Source organism: Mycoplasmopsis primatum ATCC 25948 (assembly GCF_000702785.1).
GTDB lineage: Bacteria > Bacillota_I > Bacilli_A > Mycoplasmatales > Metamycoplasmataceae > Mycoplasmopsis > Mycoplasmopsis primatum.
This window is the reverse complement of sequence record NZ_JNJV01000002.1, coordinates 1-20,023: the sequence shown is the minus strand read 5'-3', so window position 1 is coordinate 20,023 and position 20,023 is coordinate 1. Positions and strand designations below refer to the sequence as shown.

The window sequence follows — 20,023 nt, the reverse complement described above, 5'->3', positions numbered from 1 at the left end:
AAAGCTCCTATCCTATTGTGACTGATTCAGTTATAAAATCATATTTATAAGCATAATTTTTCTTACTGTTTCATACTAACACGCTACTGCTAATACCAAATTGACCGATAAACATTAATATACTAATAGCAATTTTTGAAGCAATATTCAATTGGCTTGTAATTCCCGTTGAAAGACCACAAGTTCCAAAGGCTGAAAATACTTCAAAGAAAATATGTGTTGAGTTGAAATCACGAGAAGAAATCCGTCCGCCGTAATTGTCAAAACTAGTCATAGTAATTAAAAAGGTTGTGATAACTAAAATAATACTAATCACAGAAACAACAGCACTCATTCTTACAGTATCATCATCAATTTTACGCTTAAAGGCTCTTACGCTTGGACGACCTAATATTTTACTAATAATAGCTAGAATTAAAATTCCAAATGTTGTTGTTCTAATTCCACCACCAGTAGAAGCTGGTGCGGCACCAATAAACATTAATATACCTAAAATTCACAATGATGGCTCACTTAAATGATGCAAATTAAAAGTGGTGAAACCAGCACTACGTGTAGACACAGTCATGAAAAATAGTGATCAAACTCTGTAAGCATCATTAGTATAAAATGAATCGTGCGATTTAAATATTGAATTTTGTGAAGTTGTTTCAAAAGTTATAACTAAAATAAAACCTATTAATGTCGCTAAGAAAAATGTAACAGTTGATATTTTTGTAAATAAACTTCAATTAAAAAAGGCTTTTTTATTCTTTCTTTTTACACGAATATAATTCATAATATCATGAATCACAGGATAGCCAATTCCGCCAATAATAAGTAAAATAAGAAAAATAATTTGGAGTCCAATGTTTTTATAATATGGCATTAATGAGCTGTCACCTATAATATCAAAACCAGCGTTATTAATAGCAGTTATGGAATGAAAAAATCCATATCTAAAACTTAAACTTCAATTTCCTACTGGTGATATAAAGCTACTATTTGAAGAATTAATTAATGCATTTTTAATTTCATTTAATGAAGATTTGGGTGGTACATAGTAGAAATAAAATGAAAGTATAAACGATGATATGATTAAAACAATGGCTAGAAATACCATTGAATCAGTAATCATTTTTTTGTTCTTAAAAAAATCAGAATTGCCGCGTTCATAGGCCACTAATTCAACATCGCTAAGACTCATATGTGAGTGCATAAATATGACATTTATAAATAATACTTTTAGTGCAAAAATACCAAAACCACCAGCTAAAATAGAAATTGCTATTAAACATTGACCAAACATATTTCAAGCATAATAAGTGGGATGGCTTACCAGCCCAGTGTCACTAAAAGCACTGCAAGCAGTAAAAAAAGCATCTCAAAATGTTATTTTTTCTTTATATTCTGGATTTCATGTAATAGGCGTTGATAAAAAAATAGTAACCAATGTTACCACAATGGAATAAACAAGAAAGATGTATTTAACTTTCATGCTATTTTTTGACCAGAGTCAAATTTTTACAAAAAAGGCTTTGATTTTATTATTTCTTAATCATTTTGATAATTTATTTAGCTTCATATTAATTAAATTTAAGTCCTTAATTTATATTTAGTATTTTAACATTTTTAAATAATATTTATATTGATATATTATTCATCCTTCGATTATTATGTGTTATGAATTGTACGTTGTAAAAGAAGCTTAGACAAAGGAAATCAGAATAAAAAAATTCAACATTAATAATGGTTAATTTGCGATTATTATTTTTTCTATTTATTGGCATTTTACTATATAATAAACTTTTATTTTATATTTATAAGTTAGAATATTATAGAATATTGGTTTATATAATACTATCTTAGCTGATATTTTCATGCTAAATATTAAAATATAGAATACACTAATAGATATGATGCACTTGTAAAAGGACAAAACATAAAAATGAAAAAATTAGTTAAACAACGCAAAGTATTTTTTATTTCAATAGTGTTATTTTTTATGATTTCAGCATTTTTATTTTATTTATCATCTAATTCCATTATTACATATTTTAAAAATGAAAATTTTTTTAATGCTGATACATGAACTATTGTAAAACAGATATCTATGACAATTCTTTTTGTAATAAATATATTTATCATTTGTTACTTTTGATGACTTGGGATAAATGATTTAATGCAATATATTATTGGTTTATTTGAAAAAAGAAATAATTTAAAAATTATTAATGAGATACATTCATTACCAATATCTTTAACCGATAAAAAAGTCATTTTAGCATATTGTACTTGTAATGATTTCAATGAAGAAGCATTATTAACTTCTTCCATCCAAAACTATTTAAATTATAAAGTTGTTATTTTAGACGATAGTACAAATAAAGAATACATAGATAAAATAAATGAATTTGTCAAGAAATATCCAAATATTGAATTAGTAAGGAGAAAGACAAAAGAAGGATTTAAAGCTGGAAATATAAATAATTATTTTTTAAACAAAAGCGACTACGATTATTTAGTAATTTTAGATTCTGATGAAATAATTCCAACAAATTTCATTATAGAATCACTTAAATACTTTAAATATTATTCAAATGTTGGTATCGTACAAGCAAATCACAAAGGCAGAAGTACAGGAATCACTAATAATTTTCAAAAGTGGTTTAGTGTTTCTATTCTTCCTTCACTCTTTAAATCATTATGGCCAAGAAATAAAAATGGTTTAGTAAATTGTTTCGGTCACGGAGCAATGATTTCAAAAGAATGCTTTGATAAAGTGGGTGGTTTCCCACAAGTTGTCTCTGAAGATAATGCTTTCACATTGAAAATGTTATATGAAAATATTTTTGTTGTTTTTGCTCCTAACATTATATGTCAGGAAGATTTTCCTATAAATTTATCAGCTTTTATAAAAAGACAAGGTAAATTTATTAATGGAAACATTGAGATGTCTAAAATGATTGTTAAAAAAAGAAAAGGAAATTATCCAAAATGACTAAAATTCGAGTTATTTTCACATGTATCTATGATTTATTTAACAATTATTTTTGGGTTTATTTTTCAATTTAATAATGTTTTAATCTTTACATTCAATAGAGATTTTATTAATCACAACATATACATATATTTAATATCGTTATTTTTTATATTTATACCATGAATAAAAGAAATTCTCAATCAACATAAATACATATCTTTTTTTTCTACTATTTTTTACTTTATTATCTCATTTACTATTATTTTCTCAATATTTATATGTTCAATCAAAATGATTCTTTTTTCTATTTTTCACAAAAAACCTAATTTTATTGTCACTCCTAAAAAAAATTATAAATTTAAATTATTGATGTTTATTAAACAATTTTGATTTGAATTTTTATTGTGTGTTTTAATGATTGTATTTTGTTCACTGCCAATGTGTATTTATGGTACTGACAAGTGGCATACATTATTTTTTGCCTTTCCATTTGTATGAGGTTTTTTTGGAGTGTTATTTTTATCTATTGCAGGCAATAATAATAATTCATATCTTAAAATTTATGAAAGCAAATTACTATCTAAAATTTTTAAAGAGGGTCCAAAAGGTCAAGTGAGGTCTTAAAAAATGATTAATATATTTTTTTCATGTGGTGAATTTGATGAAGTTAAAAAAATAAATAAAACATTAAATTGTTTTTGAAAGATAAATAAAAAAATATATAAAAAAAATAAAAGTTTTCGTTCTTTTTTACAATTAATTAACTATGTGCCAATTATTCAACTTAAAAATCATGATCATATTAACAAAATCAAAACAGTTTATGATATTTGCACTGTGACTTTGGACAATGACGATGAAATCGTTCCCAAAATTAATGGAATAAGCACCATAAAGTATAATTATTTTAATTTAGATAACTACAAAGATCATTTAGAAAAACTTGCCAACTCTTTGAAAAAAAGTTTATTGTTAAATATAACACCTATCATAGATCTCAGCAGCGATAATTTTATTAATCAAAAATTCTTTCAAATATGTCAAAATATTGGTATTCCCGTTCATGTTATGATTTTTTCTTCTGTTGAAAATATAAACTTATCATCAGATTTTAAATTTTTTACTAGATATTTTAATAAAGCTAAATATTTAGATACATTAAAAGTCGAATTTAAACCAATAGAATTTTGAATGATTAGCAACCCTATAAATTGTCAAGAAGCAGTAAATAAAATTATTGAGTTTGTTAAAAATAATTTTGAAGATTTTTGTAATAAGAACTTCTAATCATCATCAATTTATTTTTTGCTGTTTTATATTAACATTAAAAATCCTTATATGAAGTATGAAGAATATAAGATTTTTACATTGCATTAATTTTTCAACTGTAGCTCTTATTAATTAAGTATGTATAATTATAAAAATATTTTACGGAGTAAATATGGCGAAAAAAAGAAATCAAGATATTTGTGTAATTGGAACAGGACGTTTTGGCTCTGCGGTAATTAGCCAACTATCAAAAATGAATTGTTCTCTTTTATTAATTGATAAAAATGAACAAACACTTAACGAATATAAAGATGTTGCACAAAAAATAGTTGTAGCAGATGCTTCTAATACCAAGGCATTAAAAGCCCTTAATATATCAGAAATGGATACAATTGTAGTTGCAGTTTCAGATAATATTGAAATAGTCGCAGCACTTTTAGAGTTAAATATAGAAAATCTAATTGTAAGAGCAAAAAGTATCAGACATGCAAGAGTTTTACAACAAATAGGGGTCAATGTAATCATAAAACCTGAATATGAAGCGGGTATTCGTACTGCTTTAATTGCTGCTAACCCTAATTTCATTCGTTTTAGTCAGAACCTACAAGAAATTGGCGATGGTTTTGTTATGGGAACAACAGTCTTAAATAACCAAAAATATGAAGGTAAGACCATCAAAGATATAAAATTTTACGACTTTGGTGTAAGTGTTGTATTAATTAAAAGGGGTTCGCAAAATATCTTACCAAGTGGTTTAACTACACTTGTTAAAGGTGATTTATTAACGCTTATTGGCAAAATTGAAGATGTTACATCAGCATTAGGTTTTTTAAACAAATAATTTCAATTTTACTTTAAGGCCTATGTTATAGCCATTTTTAGTAAAAAACACACTATTAAATAATAAGAGCCAAATATAAATATTTGGTTCTTTTAATTAGCATAGGTTCTTTGTTTGCCTCTAACCTTTCTAATAATAGATTGCATTATTTATCCAACTTATACGACCATAGCTTTACGAATCCACTATTTCTGACCAATTAATTAATTTCAAATACCATTTACATGCAAAATTTCAAAAATTCCACATTTTGCCACACAAAAAAGCAATAGATTCGATTCTTTAAATCGACTTTTTAAAGTGCTTTTTTTCTTTTCTTGCTTTTTTACAATATAAAAAGTTTCTTTCTGCGTAAAAAATAAAATTTTCTAAAAATTCCTAAAATTTTTTTAATTTAATTTTTGCTTTTAAAATAAAAATTCTAATGTGTATAATAGTGGTGGATAGTGGAGGAAAGTGGAAAATGTTCGGTGAATTTATAAGATCAATTGACGATAAAAACAGAATAGCGATTCCAGCCAAGCTTCGTGATGGTTTGGGGTCAAAATTCTATATCACAATCGGGCTCGATAATGTAATTGAGCTCAGAAGTGAAGAGACTTTTAAAACTTTCAGTGAAAAGTTAATTTCACAAAGTCAATTTAGTTCTGAAGCTCGTTTAATAAGACGTGCTTGATTAGGAAAAAGTCAAGAAATCGAAGTTGATTCACAAGGTCGTTTTATCTTACCAAAGCAATTTTTAAGCTATGCCGCTATCCAAAAAGAAGTATTACTAATTGGTGTAGGTGATATTGTTGAACTATGAGGAGTGGAACAGTATCAAAACTATGAAACAACATTAGATAAAGATGCTATAGCAAAAGCTGCATCTAAATTAGCAGAAAAAGAATAACTATGAAAAATTTACATGTTCCAATTTTGCTAAATGAAGTTATCGATTCGCTAAATGTTAAATCTAATGGTATATATTTAGATCTAACACTTGGAATGGGCGGTCATGCTAGTCAAATTAGTCAAAAAATTACTTCTGGTTGTTTAATTGGTTTTGATAAAGATCTTTTTGCGATAGAAGAAAGTCGAAAAAGATTAAGTCAAATCAATAACAATTTTCATTTAATTCATTCAGACTTTGCAAATATAACTAGTGAATTACAAAAAATGAAAATTGAGCAAGTAGATGGGATTTTAGCTGATTTAGGTATTTCTAGCCCACAAGTCGATAATTCTGAAAGAGGTTTTAGTTACAATAAGGATGCAATTCTCGATATGAGAATGGATATTAGTCAAAAACTTGACGCTTTATATGTTGTAAATAATTATAATCAATCACAATTAAGACAAATTTTTAATGATTACGCAGAGGTAAAACTTGCTAATCAAGTTGCGAATGCCATCATTAAAAATCGTCCTATTGAGAGAACATTACAATTATGTGAAATTATAAAAAGTGCTTATCCAGCAAAATTATTAAAATTAAAAAATCCTTGTAAAGCAGTTTTTCAAGCAATTAGAATTGAAGTCAATAATGAATTTGATTCTATTAAGTCTATGTTGTCGCAAGCAATAGCCCTTTTAAAACCAGGAGCTAGCTTGGCAATTATTACGTTCCACTCATTAGAAGATAGGATTGTAAAAAATTTTTTTGGTAATTTAATAAAAAATAAATTGCCATCAAAACTACCAATCAATGAAGTTAAACAATATAGCGTTAAAGTAATTAACCCTTCAAAAGAAGAGTTGCTGAATAACAACAGAGCACGAAGTGCTAAATTAAGAGTTTTAACAAAATTATTTTAACTTTGTTATATATCAATAATTTACAAAATTATGGAAAGGAGTTATTATGACATCTATTGAAAAAACAAATTATTTTGTTTCTTTATACATCAAGGAAAAAACTATTGAATACAATTTTCTTGAATGAAATGGTTCTAATTTCATGACAGTTTTTAATGACTACTTTACATACAATATTGAAAACAAAGATGAAATAAGACAAAAACTCAATGAGATTAAATCTTATTTAGTTAAAAAGAGACCTTTTTTAAGTAAAAAAACCAAAAAAACCTTTTTTTATTCTCTTATCGTAGATGATCAATTTGCTAACAGCACTGATGGTGGCATAATAGTTGAAAAAGATAAGTTATCATTTGATTTGCCTAATAATGAAGTTACAAATGAAATTGTTAAACAATATCAAGGTGAATTAAAAAACAATTTCAAGCAAAATGATAATTTTGTTATTAGTTATAATACATATTTATATGAACTTTTAAATCGTGATGGCATTTCAACAAAACAATATGGTGTTTTGCCAACAAGTAAAAAAGCAAGCAAATTAGTAACTTATCAAATGAAAATTTCTATGTTGCCTAATTCAAATGTAAGCAAATTGCACAATTATTTTAAAAGCATAGGTTATGAATTTAATCAAGTTTTGCTTAAATCTCAATGTTTAGATAGCAATTTAAAAATGAATAAATTCAAATTAACAGTTGACTTTTCATGAAATTATGTTTCATTAATTGGAAAAGTTAATAACGTGCCTTTTTTCTACGATAAACATGAAATTAAAATAGCAAATATATTAAATCAATTTCCAAGAGAAATTAGAAAAGGTGATTTAGTTTCGAATCTTATGTTATCAGCATTAGCTGAAAACTATGATCTATTTGATCAATACGATAATCACACATTAGAGAAAAATACATTAAATGTTTTAAAAAATATTATTAAGGAGTTAGCCTTAAAAATTAAAGACCATTTACAAAATGAAATTCAATTTCCAGATGTTGAGTTGTTAGTTTATGGCAAAAATACTAATCTTGTTTCTAATGAATTAAAAAATGAAATTAGAAATACATTAATTGTCAAAAACGACAATAAGGATGTCCAAGTTCTAGGAACTAATAATTATTTTTTAGGTGCAGCATATCTTTCAAATGCTCTTCCTATTAAATGAAGTGAAAATATGATGGACACTATTCCATTATGTGATCTTAGAACTCCAACAATTAATAAATTAATTCATTCATTTAATAAATTAGTTAGACATTAATTGTGACAACTATAAAAAAGAAAGGGGTGCAAGTTATGAACACTTTATCTAAAGCAAAAAATATCAAAGTCAAGGTATTAGGAATTGGCGGTGCTGGAAATAATATGATCAATTCAATAATTCAAAATAATGAATTTAATACTGAAAACATTGAATTTTGAGCTTTGAACACAGACTTGCAACACCTTAATAAAGATGACAATTTTTGCAATAACAAATTGTTATTAATTAATTCGCATAATAACGGTGGTGGTGCCGGCGGAAATCCTTTGATCGGAAAAGAATGTGCCTTAAATACCAAAGATGAAATTCTTAAAATATTGCAAGACACAGAACTTTTAGTCTTAGCAGCAGGTCTTGGAGGTGGAACCGGCACAGGTGCTACACCTGTTATAGCTGAATGAGCTAAAAAACTTGGCATTATAACAATAGCAATTTTAACAACACCTTTTGAATTTGAAGGATCGGGAAAATTTAACATTGCGCTAGATGGTTTAGGTGAAATCAAAAAGCAAACTAACTCATTTTCAATTGTGCAAAATCAAAGTATGCTTGATAATTATCCTGATTTACCTTATGATGATGCGCTTAAACTAGCAAATAATAAACTAAAACATTTAATTTACAGTATTTCTAAAATTTTATATTCTAGTTGATCAATTAATATTGATTTTAATGATTTAATAAACACTATTAAAAATGGTTCTAATCTTTTTGTTGCTCATTCACGTTATTCAGGAACTAATAGAGTCAAAAACGCTATAAATAATATTATTAAGGACAATCCTTTCAAGATTACGCCTAATAATACATATAAAAGTGTTCTAATCTTTTTTGAGCTTGATTCAAGAGGATCTCTAAAAGAAGTTAATGATGCAATATCAATGCTCAGAAACTATTTTGGAGAAAACGTTTATATTAAGTTTGGAATAATTAATAATTGCTGAAATCATAAAAATGATGACTTCTTTGCAATAAGCGTTATAGCTGGGCAAGATTCTTTTATAGATGAAAGCCAAATAACACTACAAAACATTAATAATAGTCTAAAAAATACTATTAAAAATGATGATTCTCAAACTTATGAAACAAACAGCGATCACCAAGAAATCGGTCTTGAAATGATCAATGACAAGAGTCATAAAAATAAAGAATCATCTGATGAAGATTATTCTGACAACATACCTTCATTTTTTAGTTAATACTTTAAAAGTAAAGAGAGCGGCATAGGCTGCTTTTTTCTTACTTTTAAAATTGAAAACGCTCTTATAGTATAATTAAAATATTAATAATAATTAGAAAGGCGTAATGCATAAATTTTTTGTAGACAAACAAGACGGTGATTATTTCATTTTAGATGATAAAGTTCGCAAACATATTAAGAGCGCTAGATTACAAAATGATAATTTTTTATGTAATTATAATAGTGAGTTCTTCGAGTGTTTTTTTGACCAAAACAACGCTAAAATAGTCAAAAAAGTTGAAATAAATAACGAATTTAATATGCCAGTTATTTTAGCTGCCCCCATTATCAAAATCAAAAGATTTGAATGGTTAATTCAAAAGGCTACTGAATTAGGTGCTACTAAAATAATTCCTATGAATAGTGAATTCGTGGATCAAAATCTTATTAAATATGAATTTAATAAAAAACTTGATAGATTTAATGAAATAATTAAAAACGCTGCTGAACAAAGTTTTAGAAATGTGGCACCAGAGCTTGTTAGTGTTCAAAACTATTGCGATATTATTTTAAAAAATCAAGACAAAAATATATACATAGCATATGAAAACGAAGATACAAAAAATCAATTAAATGATTTAAAAACTAACTGCATTTTAATAGTCGGACCAGAAGGTGGTTTCAGTACTAATGAAATTGATTTTGCAACTAAAAATGGCTGTAAAATAGTTTCATTAGGCAAAACTATTTTGCGAGCAGAAACCGCATGTATAGCTATGCTTTCTAATATAAGGGAAAATAATCAAGGAGAATATTTATGGAAAAAGAAAAAATAAGATTAGAAGATGACTTCTATGAATCTATCAACCATGAATGATTGAAAAAAACAAAAATACCAGTTGATAGAAGTTCAACAGGTGCTTTTTATGAAATACATGATCGTAATGAAAAAGCTTTAATGACAGAAACTAATGATTTAATTGAAGCAAAAAACAAAAATAAAAATAAAATTAAAGATAACGTAATTTTAAATTATGCTCTTTTAGCTGAACTGGCTAAAAACTTTGACCAAAGGGAAAGATTAGGAGTTAAACCATTAGTTCCTATTCTTAATGTGATATTAGATCTTAATAATAAGGATGATTTGCTCGAAAAATATAAGTATCTAATACTAAGAGGAATTCCTCTTCCTTTTGAATTTGCAATTATGCAAGATTTCAAAAATATAGAAGATCAAATTTTAGCTTTTTCTGGCCCTGGTTTAATTTTGCCTGATACAACCTATTATGATGAAAATCATCCAGCAAAAGAAAAATTACTTGAAGCATACAAAACTATGTCTAAAAAGCTACTTAAATTCTATTATTCAGACGAAGAAAAGAATAATAAAATTATTGAACAAGCACTTGCTTTTGATTCTTCATTAGTTGAATTTACTCGAAGTGCGCTTGAAAGTGCTGACTATACAAAAATTTATAACATATATGATATAGATAGCGCCCAACAATTTTCACAAAATTTAAATTTTAAAAAATTAGCTGAAGAATTAGTTAATAAAAAACCTGAAAATATACTTAAAAGTGTTGATAAATTAAATGTAATATATCCTAAATTCTTAGAAAATATTGACAAAATATTTAATGATGAAAACTTTGAAAATATTAAATCATGAATGTTTTTACAAACAATTATTCATTTTTCAGGTGCACTAAATGAAGAATCAAGAATTATTTCTGGCGAATTTTCAAGAACTCTAAGTGGTCAAGAAGAACCAATGAATAAAGAAAAAGCTGCTTTTTATTTAGCATATAGTAAATTTAATATCCCTTTTGGTTCATACTTTGCGAAAAAAACCTTTAAGGCTGTTGCTAAAAAGAATGTAGAACATATGGTTAAGGCTATGATTAATATTTACAAAAAAAGACTTATTGTAAATACATGATTAAGCCAAGAAACTAAATTAAAAGCTATTCAAAAACTTGAAACTCTTGGAATGCATGTTGGTTATCCAAATGAAATTCAACCATTTTATAAAAAGATTAAAATATCAAATTCTGATTTTAGAAGAGATAACTTAGTTAAAAATATACTATCTATAAATGTTGTTAAAAACACATGGGAATTTGAACAATACCAAAAACCAATTAACAGAAACTACTGAGGTATGTCACCAGCAGAAGTAAATGCATATTACAATCCATTTATGAATCACATTGTTTTTCCAGCAGGAATATTAAATAAACCTTTTTATTCATATAATCAATCAGAGGCTACTAATTATGGCGGAATAGGTGCTGTTATAGCGCATGAAATAAGCCATGCCTTTGACAATAACGGTGCTCAATTCGATGAAAAAGGAAATCTTAATTCATGATGAACTGATGACGATTTTGCTACATTTAAAGAAAAAGCAAAAGATATGATTGCTTTATTTGACGGTAAAACAACTGAATATGGAAAATGTAATGGTCAATTAACAGTATCAGAAAATATAGCAGATGCCGGTGGAATTTCATGTGCTCTTGAAGCAACGGTATCAAATTATAAAAATGATATAAGAGAATTCTTTACTAATTGAGCTACTGTATGAAGAAGTATTTATAAACCTGAAACAGCAAAACAATTATTAGTTATTGATGTTCATGCACCCGCTAAATTAAGAGCAAATGTACAATTACAAAACCTTGACGAATTTTACACAGCTTTTGGTATCAAATCAACCGATAAGATGTGATTGCCAAAGTCAAAAAGAGTAAAGATTTGGTAAACTAAAAGGAGACAACATGAATTTAAATAAAGTAATTTTAATTGGTAGAATATCAAGTGATGTACGCTTTAATAAAACACAAAGTGGTGTTTCGATAGCAAGAACTAGATTGGCCGTAAATAGAAATTATAATAATGATAATGATACAACTGACTTTATTCCTTTAATAGCATGGAGAAATGTAGCTGATTTTTTAAATCAATATGCACCTAAGGGTTCGCTTGTAGCTATTGAAGGTGTAATTGTAACATCAAATTTTGAATCAAATGGGCAAAATAATTTTGTGGTCGAAGTTAGAGTAGATAATTTACACTTACTAGAACCTCGCCATGTTAGAGAGCAAAGACAAACAGGTGAATTTACTGTTAGCCAGTCTAATTTCAATGGCTTTCAAAATAAAAATAAAACAAAAACGACTAATGGTGCTGAGCCAAAATTCAATGGTAAAAGTGCTGCTGCTAATCCAGAAGTTGATAATGCTTTTGATAATATCAATTTTAACCTTGATGATGATTTTGAATAATAAGCACATTTTTGCTGAACAATAATGATTAAAATAAGCATTTTTATCAAAATAATGCTTATTTTTAGTTTTAATATTAATAATTAAAGTATTATTATTAGAAATAAAAATATAGGAGATTAATATGCTTAAAGTAATAGATCATCCGTTAATTAAAATCAAATTGACAAATATGCGAAATAAAAAAGTTGGTCATTCATTTTTTAGGCAAAACCTGAATGAAATTGCTTCATTAATGGTTTATGAAATTTTAAGAGAATATAAAACTAAATCTAGGACAATTGAAACACCTTTAAATCAAAAATATACAGGCTATGATTTTGATAAAGAAATCGTTTTTGTGCCTATTTTAAGAGCAGGTCTTGGAATGATTGATGGTTTACAAAAACTTATACCAGAAGCAAAGATTGGCCATATAGGAATGTATCGTGATGAAACCACACATACTCCTGTTGAATACTTTTATAAAATACCAGAAGTTTCAAAAGATAGTTATGTTTTTGTGGTTGACCCAATGCTTGCGACGGGAAATAGCGCACTTGATGCTATCAAAAGATTGCAAAATGATGGTTTTACAAACATTAGTTTAGTTTGTTTGGTGGGTGTAAAAGAAGGTGTTTCAAATATTGAAAAACATTTTGGAAACCAGTTTAATATTTATTTAGCTTCATTAGATGAAAAACTAAACAAGGATAAATATATTGAACCGGGCTTAGGTGATGCAGGAGATAGAATCTTTGGTACAAAATAAAAGAAACATAATTTATTATTCAGATAATGTCACCTTAAAATTAACTTATACAGGTATTTTGCTTGCTATTACTATTTTAGTTAATTTTATCAGCAGTAAATTTTTTACGGTTCCATTTGCCCCATTTTTAAAATTTGATCTTGCTCTTGTTGTAATTGTGGCCACCGCAACATGAATAGAATTAAAATACGCTTTTTTAATCATTATTTTACTTTTCATTATTGGGCCTAGTTATGGCTCAATGGGTTATAGTCTCCAAGGAATACTTGGACGATTGATTTTGGCCACATCTCAAATATTATTCACTATATTTTTTAGCCTGTTTTATAAATTGATAAGTAAAATAAAAAAATTATCAAAAATTAAAATTATTTTTAGTTTATTTGTGGCTTTAATTAACACCACTATTGCATTAACTGCATTGAATATATTTGCTTTCAACCCTTGATTTTTTAAACTGTATGGGATGCTTGGTACCAAACCTGGAACTTATCAATCTATGGTGAGCGAATATAATAAATTCAAACCATTTTTCTTGAATTTGCCTAATTACTTTTTAGGAGCTCTTGTAGTTTATTTTGCTTTTAATATTATTAATCTCAGTCTTAATTCAACAATAATTTATATTATTATGAAACTTAACGAAAAAAATCTTTTTATTAATAAAAATTTATCATTTATATAATTTATATCAGTTTTCGAATTGAAAGGATAATATATGCCAAATTATAATTCATCAAAAATTGAAAAAAAATGGCAAAAACATTGGTTTGATACTAAATATTTTGAACCAAAAAACAGCATTAGTATGCCCAAAAAATATGTTTTAAGTATGTTTCCATATCCATCAGGTAATATTCATATGGGGCATGTTAGAAACTACACCATAGGCGATGCTTTAGCTCGCTTTTATAGACGCAAAGGATATAATGTTTTGCACCCTTTTGGCTGAGATGCTTTCGGTTTGCCAGCTGAAAATGCTGCAATTAAAAATGGAATTCATCCAAAAGAGTGAACTTATAAGAACATAGCATCAATGAATAAAAACATTAAAAAACTTGGTATTTCATTTGCGTGAGATTATGAATGCATCACTAGTGATGAAATTTACACACGCTGAGAACAAGAAATTTTTATTAAAATGTGAAAAAAAGGACTAGTGTATAGAAAAAAAGCACTTCTAAATTGATGTGAAAAAGATCAAACAGTTTTGGCTAATGAACAAGTTATAAAAGGTTTATGCTGAAGATGTGACAGTCCAGTAGTGTTAAAAGAAACTGATCAGTATTATTTAAAAATTAGTAATTATGCTAAGGAATTGCAACAAGATTTAGAACTACTTAAAGACAACTGACCTGAAAAAGTTTTAACTATGCAACATAATTGAATTAATTATCAAAAAGGCTTTAAAGTGTTTTTTGAATCTTACAATCATGAGCTCGAAACTAAAATTGATATCTTTATACTCAATAAAAGCGAACTTGAAAATGTTGATTTCATTAGTATTAGTGCTAATCATGATATAGTTGATGAACTTATTGCAAAACAAATTTTTGATACAGATACAACAAATAAAATTAATCAAATAAAAGTCTTAGCAAGAAGCAAAGACTTTTCACAAAAAATGGCTGTAAAATTACCTTATTTATTTGTTTTACAAGGAAATAAGGAAAAAAGCGTCTCTGTGTATATCACTGATTTCGCCACATCAAATAACAAGAATAATTCGTTGTTAATCAATGTTGATAAATTACAAAGTTATGCAAAATTCGCACAAGACAATGAAATTAATTCATCTCACTTTACAGTTAATGATTTAGCAAACATTGAATTAAAAGAATTTGAAAAAATCAATATGCAAGATTGAGGTATTAGTCGCCAAAGATATTGAGGTGCTCCTATTCCAATGATTCATTGTGACAAATGTGGTTTAGTTCCTGAAAAAACAAGTAATTTACCTATTGTATTACCCAGAAAAGTTGATTTTTCAGCAGCAGGCAACCCCTTAAAAACCAATAAAACCTGATTAAAAACAAAATGTCCTAAATGTAATCAAAAAGCGACAAGAGAAACAGACACATTTGATACTTTCTTCGAATCAAGCTGGTATTTTTTAAGATATACATGCCCACCTGCTTTAAGAAATATAAAAGCTTTAGACAAAAAATGAGTTGAATACTGAAATTCTGCGGATAATTATATTGGTGGTATCGAACATGCTATATTACACTTACTTTATGCTCGTTTCTTTACCAAAGCAATGGCTGATTTAGGATATATCTCATTTAGAGAACCATTTTCAAGCTTACTAACACAAGGCATGGTACTTAAAGATGGTTCAAAAATGTCTAAGTCAAAAGGTAATGTAGTATCACCCACTGATTTGATAGCTAAATACGGAGCTGATGCAGTAAGATTATTTATTCTTTTCGCGGCACCACCAACAAAAGAATTATCTTGATCTGATGATGGTGTCGATGGATGCGATAGATTCTTAAACAGAATTGTTAATTTATCAAAGAAAGTTCAACTGATTAAAAATTTTGATGCTAAAAAGCATGTGAATGCCATTGAAATAGATGAATTTGAAAAAGAAGCAAGAAAAAAACTTTATCAATCATTAATTAAACAAGAAGCAATTTACAATGATAATAAAAACGAATATGCATTTAATACTTTGATAGCTTGAATTATGGAAGTTTTAAATTCATATGAAAAAATAAATAACAACATTCTATTAAATGAGTTTTTATATGTGGCGTTAAATATACTTGAGCCTTTTGTTCCGCATATCGCTTGGGAATTAAGTTTTAAACTTTTTGAAGGCAAAAATTTAACTGATTTTAGTATTGATCAATCATCATTAAATAGCAGTTCAATAAATTATGGCATTACAATTAATGGTAAGGTAAAAGGACAAATTTCAGTTTCAGTTGAAAACAATCATAAAGATTTTGTGCTTGAAAAAGCCAAGGAAACTGTGGCAAAGTGATTAGACAATAAGCAAATAATTAAAGAAATTTTTGTACCTAACAAGATAGTTAATTTAGTAATTAAATAATTTTTTAGCAATTAGGCCATAAGAGTGCTAAAATTGTAATAATAACTTTTATTTTAATAAAGGAGACCAATATGGGAAGACCAAAGAAAAACGATAGCCAGAATAAAACAAAAAAGAGTTCTAATTCATATTCAACATTTACTCAATTTATATTTCTAAATGTTTACAGAACTCAGTTATATAGCAAAGCAAATGATCCAGTTCATAATTCAATCATGCTTTTTGACTATGAAAATGCAAAATTAATCTTAACTCCTGAATTAATTGCGCAAAACGAATTTCTAAAAAAAGCAATTAAAGACTATACAAAAAATAATGGAACAGGTATTGAAAAAGTTAAAAAAGAACAATTTTTACTTATGTGATACTTGCCTTCTGATGATAATGGTGTTATTTTTAAATCAGAACTTGAATCAAAAAAGGATGCTACATATAAAGATGTTTTGGAAAATATCACTATTTCTAATGTGAATCAATCAACTGCTTTGTGTCAAATAGATAGTATCGAAACCATATTTGACCCAAAAACGGGCGATCCTGTTTATATAGCAGATATTAAAGCATTACATAAATATGATTTAGTAAATGTTTTTGGCGGCAAAGAAGTTAAAGTAGGAAAACATAGTGCTAATGAAGAACCAACATTAATTAATATTGAATATGTTGAATGTGAAAGATATGTTCCTGTGGATGACAAAATTGCTATTGGAGATCCAACAATAGATATAAACGGCTTTGAAGAAGCTATGAATACATTAATTAAAAATAGAGTTTGAGGCGATGCATTAGTTTTATATAGACATATAAGAGGAAGCTCATTTGACGATATACAAAAATGATCTGAATATGCAATGTCTAATCATAGCTCAATTGTCGGCAATCTTGACAACCCAATGGATTCATTAATTAATGCATTGTGCAACTTTTTCACTGTTCCCCCTTATGAAAGAAACAAAATTTTTGAAGCTAATTCACTTGTAGAAAAATTTGCTTCTCTTAGATGAATTCTTGCTTTGATGGTTGATGTGATTAAAAAATTTGTTGAAACTCATAAAAAAGAATTTGCTAATGATGCTGACTATATGATCAATCAGCTAACTGAAAGTGCACTTTACAAACAAGTTAAAGAGGATAATGAAGAGAGCCTATTTGTTGAACTTAACAGTACTTATGATGATTTAGTTAATGAATTGTGCAAAATGTACGATGAATATCGTAAATTAAATTATGTTTCTGAAAAAGACTTAAGTACAATTATCCTTTCTATTAAAAGTAGCAAAAATAATTCACCAGTTAATAAAAAACGCGCTGATGAAAATATAAAAGATCAACTAGATAGAGAACTTAATAGAAAAATTCAAAATAATTTAGACAAGCAACAAAAAGAATTTTTACTTCGCGAAAAAATGAAGGCTATTAAGGAACAACTAAATGAATCAGATGCTCCAGAAGACGAAGAGGATGAATTTACTAAATCAATTAATGATCCTGTTTTAAGACAAATTTATCCTGAATTTGTTATTAAAGCTATTAAGGCAGAAAAAGAAAAACTAAAGGGCATGATGTCATCAAGTCCTGATTCAAATATTATTCAAACCTATATTAACAACATCAAAAAACTGCCATGAAGAAAAGTTGAAATTGAAAATCTTGATATCAAACATGCTCGAGAAGTACTTGATAAGAATCACTATGGCCTAAAAGAAGTTAAAGAACGTGTAATTGAATATTTATCATTAATTATCAATCATAAAAATAATAATAAAGAAGCTGCAGAAAAAGACTTAATCAATATTGATGAAAGACATCAAATTGATTTGCAATTATTTAAAGAAACTAAGAATAATAGAGTGCAAAAGCAATTTAATAATGTACCTATTTTAACTCTTGTTGGTCCTCCTGGTACTGGTAAAACATCTCTTGCCAGATCAATTGCTGAAGCGCTTGATAAAAGTTATGTCAAAATTAGTCTTGGTGGTGTGCATGATGAATCAGAAATAAGAGGCCACAGAAAAACATACGTTGGTGCTATGCCTGGAAAAATCATTAAAGGTATTCAATCAGCAGGTGTTTCTAACCCACTTATTTTACTTGATGAAATTGACAAAATGTCAAGTGATATTAAGGGTGATCCAACTTCAGCTATGCTTGAAGTTCTTGATCCTGAGCAAAATACAAAGTTCCAAGATAATTATGTTGAACACGAATATGACCTTTCAAAAGTCTTATTTATAGCTACAGCTAATTATTATGAAAATATTCCAGCGCCTTTATTAGACCGTGTGGAAATTATTGAATTAAATAGCTATACAATAAGTGAAAAAGTCAAAATAGCTAGAGAACATTTAATTAACATTGTAATCGAACAAGCGGGACTTACTAAGGATCAATTCCAAATTGATGATAAATCAATTGAATTTATCATTAAGCACTACACTGCTGAAGCAGGTGTTCGTTCTCTTAAAAGAAATTTAGACAAAATAGCGCGTAAAATAGTTACAAAAATTGTAGCCGGCGAAAAAATTCAAAATTTTGTTATTAACGAAAAGAACATTTTAGACTTGTTAGGCACTCCAAAAATTAGTGATAGCGAAAATGATAAAACACCTCAAATTGGTTCGGTTAATGGTCTTGCCTTTACTTCTATTGGCGGAACAACATTACAAATTGAAGTATCTTTATTCAAATCTAAGCAACCAGGCATAAGACTAACTGGCCAACTTAAAGAAGTTATGCAAGAATCAGCTAAAATTGCCCTTTCATATGTTCGTGCTAATGCTGAAAAATTCGGTATTAAGAATATTGACTTTGACAATACCGAAATACATGTACACGTTCCAGAAGGTGCTGTGCCAAAAGATGGCCCAAGTGCTGGTGTAACTTTTACAACTGCTTTAATTTCAGCACTAACTAAAATTCCTGTCTCACAAAAAGTTGCTATGACCGGTGAAATTACGCTAAGAGGTAAAGTGCTTGAAATAGGTGGTCTTAAAGAAAAATCATTTGCTGCATACAAAAAGAATATTGAAACTGTCTTCATTCCAAAAAGCAATGAGAAAAATCTAGCTGATATTCCTGATGAAGTAAAAGAAAATGTAAAATTCATTCCTGTTTCTCATTATGATGAAATTTGAGATAAATTATTTGCAAAGCAAGTTAAAACTAATTCCACAAATGATAAATTGACTAAAACCACTAAAAAACAGTCAAAATAAGCAAAATAAAGCTATTAGCTCAATGAGTTAATTTACTATAATTTTTAAATCAAGTAAATATGGTTATACATTAAATAATAATTGTATTGGACTTGATTTTTAATTTACTATAATTGAATAAATATATTGAAATAAGGTCAAAATAGAAGAGATATTTATGAAATTTTTAGAAGAAATAAGCGACATTATTCATGGTAAATTACCAAATGTTGATGAAGGCAAAAAAAGATTTATTGTTGAATATATTGCTTCAACAAAAGCTAGATCAAAAAATGATATAACCAAAGCCTTTCGATATGCTAATGATGATGAATGATATACCACTAAGGAAGATGTTCAGCATTTTATTAATAAAGCCAATATTTCAAAAGATAAAGTTATTTGATGTCCTTT

15 protein-coding genes and 1 pseudogene are annotated in these 20,023 nt (G+C 27.3%); 15 read left to right on the top strand and 1 reads right to left on the bottom strand.

The features are described from left to right. Positions 1–7 precede the first annotated feature (7 nt). The gene (locus T386_RS0100400; protein ID WP_029513204.1) at positions 8–1,564 is read right to left on the bottom strand and encodes a TrkH family potassium uptake protein; all 1,557 of its coding nucleotides are present in this window, start codon (positions 1,562–1,564) and stop codon (positions 8–10) included. Positions 1,565–1,927: 363 nt separating this feature from the next. On the opposite strand from T386_RS0100400, the gene T386_RS0100395 reads away from it, so the two are divergent. The 15 genes and pseudogenes from T386_RS0100395 to T386_RS0100325 form a co-directional block, all read left to right on the top strand. Then, positions 1,928–3,586 (top strand): glycosyltransferase, encoded by a 1,659-nt coding sequence (locus T386_RS0100395; protein WP_029513203.1) that lies wholly within the window; start codon positions 1,928–1,930, stop codon positions 3,584–3,586. 3 nt (positions 3,587–3,589) lie between these two features. Further along, a complete protein-coding gene (locus T386_RS0100390) occupies positions 3,590–4,249 on the top strand; it encodes a hypothetical protein (RefSeq protein ID WP_029513202.1) in 660 nt (219 codons plus the stop codon). Positions 4,250–4,403: 154 nt separating this feature from the next. Beyond that, positions 4,404–5,072 carry a potassium channel family protein gene (locus T386_RS0100385; protein ID WP_029513201.1) on the top strand — a complete coding sequence of 223 codons (669 nt, stop codon included), beginning with the start codon at positions 4,404–4,406 and terminating at the stop codon, positions 5,070–5,072. 463 nt (positions 5,073–5,535) lie between these two features. Next, positions 5,536–5,964 carry a division/cell wall cluster transcriptional repressor MraZ gene (mraZ, locus tag T386_RS0100380; RefSeq protein ID WP_029513200.1) on the top strand — a complete coding sequence of 143 codons (429 nt, stop codon included), beginning with the start codon at positions 5,536–5,538 and terminating at the stop codon, positions 5,962–5,964. A 2-nt stretch (positions 5,965–5,966) separates the two neighbouring features. After that, positions 5,967–6,869 (top strand): 16S rRNA (cytosine(1402)-N(4))-methyltransferase RsmH, encoded by a 903-nt coding sequence (gene rsmH, locus T386_RS0100375; RefSeq protein ID WP_029513199.1) that lies wholly within the window; start codon positions 5,967–5,969, stop codon positions 6,867–6,869. Positions 6,870–6,915: 46 nt separating this feature from the next. Further along, the gene (locus T386_RS0100370) at positions 6,916–8,130 is read left to right on the top strand and encodes an MAG3720 family protein (protein WP_029513198.1); all 1,215 of its coding nucleotides are present in this window, start codon (positions 6,916–6,918) and stop codon (positions 8,128–8,130) included. Between the two features lie 35 nt (positions 8,131–8,165). Further along, on the top strand, positions 8,166–9,332 hold the full coding sequence (locus T386_RS0100365) for an FtsZ/tubulin family protein (RefSeq protein ID WP_029513197.1): 1,167 nt from the start codon (positions 8,166–8,168) through the stop codon (positions 9,330–9,332). A 106-nt stretch (positions 9,333–9,438) separates the two neighbouring features. Further along, the gene (locus tag T386_RS0100360) at positions 9,439–10,149 is read left to right on the top strand and encodes a 16S rRNA (uracil(1498)-N(3))-methyltransferase (RefSeq protein WP_029513196.1); all 711 of its coding nucleotides are present in this window, start codon (positions 9,439–9,441) and stop codon (positions 10,147–10,149) included. Then, positions 10,131–12,080 (top strand): M13-type metalloendopeptidase, encoded by a 1,950-nt coding sequence (locus T386_RS0100355; protein WP_029513195.1) that lies wholly within the window; start codon positions 10,131–10,133, stop codon positions 12,078–12,080. Before T386_RS0100360 ends, T386_RS0100355 begins: the two co-directional genes overlap by 19 nt. 16 nt (positions 12,081–12,096) lie before the next feature. After that, positions 12,097–12,603 carry a single-stranded DNA-binding protein gene (locus T386_RS0100350; RefSeq protein ID WP_029513194.1) on the top strand — a complete coding sequence of 169 codons (507 nt, stop codon included), beginning with the start codon at positions 12,097–12,099 and terminating at the stop codon, positions 12,601–12,603. Between the two features lie 124 nt (positions 12,604–12,727). Next, on the top strand, positions 12,728–13,354 hold the full coding sequence (gene upp, locus T386_RS0100345; RefSeq protein ID WP_029513193.1) for a uracil phosphoribosyltransferase: 627 nt from the start codon (positions 12,728–12,730) through the stop codon (positions 13,352–13,354). Next, the gene (locus T386_RS0100340) at positions 13,341–14,039 is read left to right on the top strand and encodes an MPN527 family putative ECF transporter permease subunit (protein WP_235732231.1); all 699 of its coding nucleotides are present in this window, start codon (positions 13,341–13,343) and stop codon (positions 14,037–14,039) included. The genes upp and T386_RS0100340 overlap by 14 nt, the downstream gene beginning before the upstream one ends. Before the next feature lie 33 nt (positions 14,040–14,072). Then, complete coding sequence (locus T386_RS0100335; protein WP_029513191.1) at positions 14,073–16,415, top strand: class I tRNA ligase family protein; 2,343 nt, start codon at positions 14,073–14,075, stop codon at positions 16,413–16,415. 215 nt (positions 16,416–16,630) lie between these two features. Beyond that, positions 16,631–19,630 carry an endopeptidase La gene (gene lon / locus T386_RS0100330; RefSeq protein WP_029513190.1) on the top strand — a complete coding sequence of 1,000 codons (3,000 nt, stop codon included), beginning with the start codon at positions 16,631–16,633 and terminating at the stop codon, positions 19,628–19,630. A 157-nt stretch (positions 19,631–19,787) separates the two neighbouring features. After that, positions 19,788–20,023 (top strand): annotated as a pseudogene (locus T386_RS0100325) (hypothetical protein); the annotation flags it as partial.